Origin of the sequence: Chthonomonas sp. (assembly GCF_035294165.1) — a bacterium.
In the GTDB taxonomy this organism is placed as follows: domain Bacteria; phylum Armatimonadota; class Chthonomonadetes; order Chthonomonadales; family Chthonomonadaceae; genus Chthonomonas.
In genome coordinates this window covers 1-7,131 of the sequence record NZ_DATGLN010000223.1, presented here as the reverse complement: position 1 = coordinate 7,131, position 7,131 = coordinate 1, and the positions used below count along the sequence as shown (strand labels likewise).

At 55.6% G+C, this 7,131-nt stretch carries 4 protein-coding genes; 2 read left to right on the top strand and 2 right to left on the bottom strand.

The features are described 5' to 3' along the window. Positions 1-2,146: ATP-binding protein (locus tag VKV29_RS12585; RefSeq protein ID WP_324201660.1), on the top strand; the 2,146-nt coding region annotated here is incomplete at its 5' end. Here VKV29_RS12585 and VKV29_RS12580 read toward each other — a convergent pair. Continuing rightward, the gene (locus VKV29_RS12580) at positions 2,143-2,904 is read right to left on the bottom strand and encodes a FliA/WhiG family RNA polymerase sigma factor (protein ID WP_324201659.1); all 762 of its coding nucleotides are present in this window, start codon (positions 2,902-2,904) and stop codon (positions 2,143-2,145) included. The two genes, VKV29_RS12585 and VKV29_RS12580, sit on opposite strands and share 4 nt — an antisense overlap. A gap of 871 nt (positions 2,905-3,775) precedes the next feature. Here VKV29_RS12580 and VKV29_RS12575 point away from each other — a divergent pair. Continuing rightward, positions 3,776-5,419, top strand: a complete 1,644-nt coding sequence (locus VKV29_RS12575) for a nitrite/sulfite reductase (RefSeq protein WP_324201658.1) — start codon at positions 3,776-3,778, stop codon at positions 5,417-5,419. A 778-nt stretch (positions 5,420-6,197) separates the two neighbouring features. On the opposite strand, the gene VKV29_RS12570 is transcribed toward VKV29_RS12575, so the two are convergent. After that, the gene (locus VKV29_RS12570) at positions 6,198-6,947 is read right to left on the bottom strand and encodes an SDR family NAD(P)-dependent oxidoreductase (protein ID WP_324201657.1); all 750 of its coding nucleotides are present in this window, start codon (positions 6,945-6,947) and stop codon (positions 6,198-6,200) included. Positions 6,948-7,131 lie beyond the last annotated feature (184 nt).

Below are 7,131 nucleotides of genomic sequence, written 5' to 3'. Positions count from 1 at the left end.
CCTCATCACTCTACTAGGGCCTGGCGGCTGTGGAAAAACACGCCTAGCCCTCGAAGCCGCGGCCCATATCCATGCCCTCTACTCCAACTCCATCTGCCACGTACCTCTTACAGAAATTCGCGATCCCTCTGTGCTCCCTCTCACGCTGGCCCAAGCCCTTCGCCTCCCCATCGCTTCTCAACAGCACCCTTTAGAGGGCCTATATTCCCAGTATCATGAACACCCCCTCCTCCTCCTACTCGACAACTGTGAACAGCTACTCGTCCCCGAGGAACATGCAGATCAGGTTCGCAGCTTCCTTTACGAGCTTTTCGATCGGCTTCCCCTGCTCAAATGTCTTGTCACATCTCGCCAACCCATTGGGCTTGAGGGCGAACAGCGTTACAGCGTCGGTCCGCTGCCCATCCCTACTGCTCTGTTCGCCCCCTCCCCAGAAGAGTTAGCTTCCTACCCCAGCGTCCAGCTTTTTGTGGATCGAGCCCAGGCCATCAAGCCGGATTTTCAACTGACCCCACGAACGGCCCTACCGATTTACACCACGGTTCAAAGGCTTGAAGGCATTCCTCTCGCTTTAGAGCTGGCCGCATCCTGGTGTTCTCAACTCTCCATGCTGCAGATCGTTCAGAGACTAGAAAACCCCATGGAGCTTTTAGTAACGCGCCGCCGAACACCAACAGTACGCCATAGCGCCCTACAAACGGCCTTTGCATGGAGTTTGGAACTTCTCTCAGAAGATCAAAAACAGTTCTTCCTCAAACTATCCGTTTTTCGGGGAGGCTTCACCGCAAAAGCCTGTGCTGCTGTTTTGAACAACCTCGACGCCGAACCGATGCTAAATGAACTGGCCGAGCGTTCACTCCTCTCCTTAAGTGGAGTATCCGTAGATGAAACGCGCTATACTCTTCTCGAAACCATGCGCGAGTTCGCCTTGATGTATCTATCCCCACAGGAGATTCACGATCTTTCTTTACGCCACGCCCGCTACTATTTCCAATTTGCACGGGAGAACGTTCCGTTGTTGGCAGGCCCCCAGCGCCCCACCGTCCAGGCCGCCCTAGAGGCCGAACACGATAATTTTCGCGCCTCACTGGAGTGGGCTATCGCAAATAATGCCGAACTGGCCGCCTACATCGGTGCAGCACTCTGGTACTATTGGATGGTGACGAACTCCTTTACCGAAGGCCGCAAATGGCTCAAACAGATACAGGCCGTAATCCCCCCGCATGCCGATGCCTTCATCCAACTGCGCATTCTGCATGGCCTTGGGCTTTTCGCCAAACACCAGGCCGACTATGCAGAGGCCGATTTTTTCTACAAGATCGCCCTTGCCAAAGCGACCCAAATGGATGATCTTCGCGCTCAGGCAGAGATTCATGGACAGCTCGGAGCTTTGGCCTATGAGCAAGGCAATTTAGAGGATGCTCAAACCGCCTATACCCTCTCGCTCCAGCTCTGGCAGCGCCTAGAAAACCATCAGTTGGTCGCCACTACCCTCAACAATATGGCCCTCATCGCCCAAGAGCAGGAACGATATGAAGAGGCTGTTGAGCTGTTGCAGCAGAGTCTGCAAGCCAAACGCACCCTCGGTAACCACCAAGGGGTAATCGATTCACTCAACAATCTTGCGCTTATCGCCTACGATCGGGGCCAATATGAAACCGCTCAACGCATCTTCGAGGAAGCCCTTGAAAAAGCCCGCGAGCTACAAAGCCCCTATGTTGAGGCCATTCTCCTCAACAATCTCAGCAACACGCTGCTTGCTTTGGGGCAACCTGCCAAAGCGCGAACCTATCAGGCAAAAAGTCTTCAACTGCGTTGTGCTCTCCAAGATAAGCGAGGCTTAGCCTACTCCTTTGAAAGCTGCGCCTGGCTCGCCGTCAGTTGGAAACGCGCCGAACTGGCCACGAAACTCTTGGGGGCTGCAGAGGCCTTGCGGCAACAGATCGGGGCCCCTCTGCTCCCCTCCGACCGCAAACGGGTCGCCGCCATTCGCCATCAAATCCAGTTACAACTCCCCGACCAGCAGCTCGACGCCTTCTACACGATTGGTCGGTCACTAAATCTCGACGAAACGCTGGCCCTCACAGAGCCGTTATTGGGCGCGCTTGGCAAACTATCCGTCCCGACAAAAGCGTCGGAATCCTAAGTAAACAGCTCTGCCTCCTGCTCGAGATAGCTTCGCAATCGTGTCACAGCTTGTGCATGCAACTGATAGGCGCGCGACTCGGAGACGGAAAGCACCATACCGATCTCCTTGAACGTGAGCCCCTCTTTGTAGTAGAGCGACATTACAAGCTTCTCTCGCTCCGGCAACCGCTCCACTGCGGCCGCAAGCACACGCTTGCGCTCCCGCATGGTCACCGCCTCGAGAGGGCTAGGCCCCTCGGCAGGTAGGAGATCGGCTAAGCGCTGCTGCTCGGTGCCTATTCTCAGATCGTCCAGGGAGAGAAGGGTGGTTCTGCCGATGTTGGTGAACAACTTATCGAGCTGCTCAAGAGTGATGCCCAGCTCTTCGGCCACCTCCTCTTCGGTGGCCGGACGCCCCAAGCGGCTCTCTAAACGCATATAGGCCTGCTTAAGCTGCTTTTGCTGGTCGCGCACCAGTCGAGGCACCCAATCATCGCTGCGAAGCATTTCGAGAATAGCGCCTCGAATAAGGGTGATCGCATAGGTTTCAAACTTAATGCCTCGATTAGGATCGAACTGATCGACCGCCTTAATGAGGCCAATTGCCCCGGCACTAATGAGATCGTCTTTCTCGATTCCTGCCGGCAAGGGGCCGAAAAGACGCCCCGCCGTAATCGTAACGAGGTGTGCGTAACGCTGAATAAGAGCCTCCCGCGCCTCCTGGCTGCCTTCTTCTTTAAACTCTCGCCAAAGCGCGGATGGTGGAACTTCGCCCATCTGTGGACCTCCGTGACCTTTGTCAGTTCCTCTCTTCCCTCATAGAAGAGAGCCTCCGAGCCGGGGATCCTCCATAACCCCCTCGGCCCCTAGGATTACCCTGCTATTTTCGGCTAGTTCTTCGCAAACCTTTAGCCAATCTTCTTGGCCGCCTCAATAGGCGATCTCTCACAGCCCCCCTCACCTCCTACCCCTCTTCCTAACGGAGAGAGGGGCACCTCGCGGTGGGCGTCCTCGCGGACGGCGCCTTTGCAGCCACTACAACACCCATAATCGTCTATCTCCCTGGCCGCTGCATCGCCGTGCGCTAGCACCTCCCTAATAGGGGAAAGGGCGGGATAGGGGGCGAGCAAGATAAGTTCATTCTGCTAACTAGCTCTAGAACCGAAGCAATTGGCAGTCTCTGCAGCCTCACCCTGCCCCCTCAGAACTGGTGGGAATGGAAACTTAAGATTTCTCGCCTTCGGCTCGAAATGACAGTTGTTTATCTCGCCTTTGAAATGACAGTTGTTCATCGGCGCTTCAAGCCCCACCCCTCCCCTACAAGGGGAGGAGCTGACCGCCTCAGCGGCCTGTTTTATTCTCTTAATCGTCTCTTTGCCTGGCCGCTGCATTGCTGTCTGCTACGACTGCTGCGTTGCCGTCCGCGAGGACGGAAAGGATGGGATCAAGGTAGCTTTGCTGTGCGAACCGGCTCTAGAACAGGAAGCCTGCCTCTACAACTCCCGATACCAACTAAGCACCGCCCTTGAACAGAAAAATTTCTCCTAACCTGTTGACACATTCACACAGGGCGTGGTACACTCTATGAAAAGCCAACTATTCCAACTGGAATAGTCAAGTTTAGGCGATCTGTTAGGGAGAAGAGAAGATGGCGAAAGCCGATGTGGAAGCGATTAAAAAGGCTAAAGACGGGTTGGACGTTTGGGACGACATATTTCGCTACGCCAAACTCGGCTACGATGCGATCCCACCAGACGATCTGCAGCGCTTTCGATGGTATGGCATCTACCCGCAAAAACCGAATGTTGGTCATTTCATGTTGCGCGTGAAGGTGCCCGGGGGAGATTTAACTGTTGAACAGCTCCGTGCTATAGCCTCCATCACACGCGATTTTGCCCATGGCTTCGCGGATGTAACAACACGCCAAAATTTTCAGTTTCACTGGCTGACCATCGAGAACCTACCTACCGTCTTTGAACGTCTCCATGCCGTTGGGCTTACCACAACCGGGGCATGTGGCGATATTACCCGCAACATCGCAGGATGCCCTGTGTCGGGTCTAGACCCGCAGGAGCTTTATGATACCCGCCCCCTCATTCGCGAGGTTACTAACTACTTTTTAGGTAATAAAGAGTTCTCCGATCTGCCTCGCAAGTACAAGATCGTTATATCGGGCTGTGCCATTCACTGCGCTCAACCGCAGATCAACGATGTGGGCTTGCAGGCCGTGCGTCGCTTTCACAAGGGCAAGTCGGAGGTTGGTTTTCATCTGTATGTGGGCGGAGGGCTTTCCACACAACCGCATTTCGCCAAAAAGCTCGATGTCTTCATCAAGCCTGAGCAGGTGCTGGATGTTTGTATTGCCGTTACTAAAATCTTTCGCGATGACGGCTATCGGCAGCGACGCAACCACGCGCGTTTGAAGTTTCTTGTGGCCGATTGGGGGCCGGAACGGTTTCGTGAGGAGCTGATCAAACGCCTCGGATGGACTCCAGACCCGGCCGTGCCTGTGTTGGAACCTATTAGGCCGGTGCAGCAAGACCACTTGGGAGTTCATCGCCAAAAGCAGGCCGATCGCTACTGGGTAGGTACCTCCATTCTTACCGGCCGGGTTACCGATGAGCAGTTGTTTGCTGCGGCCGACATTGCCGAACGTTATTGCGAGGGCAACGTTCGTACCACCAACCAACAGAACCTGCTCTTCCCAAACATCAAGTACAGCGACTTAAATGCCGCTATACAGGCCATTCAAGAGGCCGGTTTCTTGGTGAATGCCTCCGAGTTTCACAAGGGGGCGGTATGCTGTACGGGCAATGAGTTTTGCAACCTGGCCATTACGGAGACAAAACATCGCCTTCAGGAGATCATCTCCTATCTGGAGAGTCGTATGGTGTGGGATGAACCGATACGCATTCACCTTAACGGCTGCCCGAACTCGTGTGGGCAGCACCACATCGGCGACATCGGCCTGCAAGGGTGTTTGGCACGACTGAACGACGGGACACAGGTAGAGGCCTACGATGTATGCCTTGGTGGCCGACTCGGGGGCGATGCGAAATTCGTCCGCCCTATCTCGCGCAAAGTGCCGGCAGATAAGGTGAAGTATGCCATTGAGAACCTTTTGGTGAGCTTCCGATGCACCCGAGAGGAGGGCGAGAGTTTCGGGCAATGGGTGGATAGACACACGAACGAGGAGTTAGCCGAGTTTTTGGGTCTGCACCTTTTAGCCCAAGACGATCCCACGTGGACTCCGCCGCCCCCGCGCGCTCATGCGCCTGTGGAAGCCGAGTAACGGCAATATAAAGAGTTCTGTTCCTCAGGGCAAGCGTGCAAGTTGGTTCGCTTGCCCTGTTTGGTGTGCTTTTATAGGCTCTCCTTGCCGAGATAGGATGCAGCCGCTTGCGGTTCTAGAGCCAGTTCGCAGAGCAAGCCAACTTTGCTCGTCCCCTATCCTATCCTTTCGTCTTGCAGACAGCACAATGCAGCGGTCTTAGCAGATGAGGAGGAGGGCGTCGGCCTTGAGGTTACCCACTCATTATGTAATTGCCTCTAGAGCAAGTTAGCAGAATGAGCTTATCTCGCTCGCCCCCTATCCCGGCCTTTCCCCCTATTAGGGAGAAAGGGGGCTATCTTGCTGGTTTTTCGAGGGAAAGCTAGCCAAAGGAAACAGCCGACAAGCTTATTAGCCTCCCTCCCCCTGCAGGGGGAGGGTAGGGGTGGGGCTGTAGGGGTAAGCCTTGAGGGAAGGCGTTATTCTTGAAGAGCCGGTGAGATGAACAACTGTCATTTCGAGCCGAAGGCGAGAAATCTTGAGTTTCACTTCCCACAAGCTCTAAGGGGGAGGGGTGGGGCTGACAATCTCGCGGCTCTAGAGGCAGTTAGCAAAGCAAGCCTCTCATGTTCGCCCCCTATCCCGGCCTTTTCCCCGATTCGGGAGGTGCTAGCGCACGGCGATGCAGCGGCCAGAGAGATGGACGGGTAAAGAGTATGAAACAGGCCGCTGAGATGCTCACCGCGAGGTGCCCCTCTCCCTGATAGGGGGAGGGCGTCGGCCTTGAGGGGCGGGGGCCCTATGTATCCTGCTCGGTAGGGCGAACCAGTATCTCGTTCACCGATACATGCGGCGGCTGAGTTACCGCATAGAGAATGGCCTCCGCAATATCCTCGCTTTTGAGGGGTTCCATGGTGGCGATCCACTCCCGAATGGCCTGCTTCGTCGGCGCATGGGTAATGTGATCGGTCAACTCCGTCGCCACCACCCCAGGCTCGATCACCGTAACGCGAATATGGTTGCGCGTCTCCTGCTTGCGCAACCCTTCCGAAAAAGCACCTACCGCAAACTTCGTGGCAGAATAGACGGCCGCATACACGCTGGTCTGCCTTCCTGCCACCGAAGAGACGTTCACAATGTGCCCGCCTCCCTGTTCCTTCATGATCGGCAGCACCGCGTGCGTGGCCACCATAAGCCCCCACACATTGATGTCGAGCATGCGTCGCCAATCGCGAATGTCCGCGCCATCAACCGGCCCCAACAACATCACACCGGCATTGTTCACCAAGATATCCACACGCCCCCAAGCCTCCTGCGTACGACGTACCATCGCATACACCTGTTCGGCCTCCGCCACGTCGGTCACACTCGGCAGCGCCTCACCTCCCTCGGCTCGTATGCGTTCTGCGAGCGCGTTCAAACGCTCGACACGCCGGGCGGCGATCGTTACCCGCGCCCCCTCTGCCGCCAGTCGCAATGCGGTGGCCTCCCCAATACCCGATGAGGCTCCTGTAACAATGGCAACCTTACCTTCCAAACTTTTTGCCATCTATCTCTCCTTTCTCTGAAAAATCTGCCGTCTTTTTTACGATTCACCGCTCCCCGATAACGCCTTTTGTGCCTTCCATAGTGCCGAAAGCCCAGTCCCCATCGGCAACGCCCCAGTCGTTACCGAAAAAGCCTGCTGCCAAAATGCCTTCCAAGCCCTTTGTTAGCATCTGTGCGCTCAGCAC

What these genes read in the sequence shown, in the direction of transcription:
- VKV29_RS12580 (WP_324201659.1), bottom strand. Translation starts at nt 2,904, where the DNA reads ATGGGCGAAGTTCCACCATCCGCGCTTTGGCGAGAGTTTAAAGAAGAA.
- VKV29_RS12575 (WP_324201658.1), top strand. Translation starts at nt 3,776, where the DNA reads ATGGCGAAAGCCGATGTGGAAGCGATTAAAAAGGCTAAAGACGGGTTG.
- VKV29_RS12570 (WP_324201657.1), bottom strand. Translation starts at nt 6,947, where the DNA reads ATGGCAAAAAGTTTGGAAGGTAAGGTTGCCATTGTTACAGGAGCCTCA.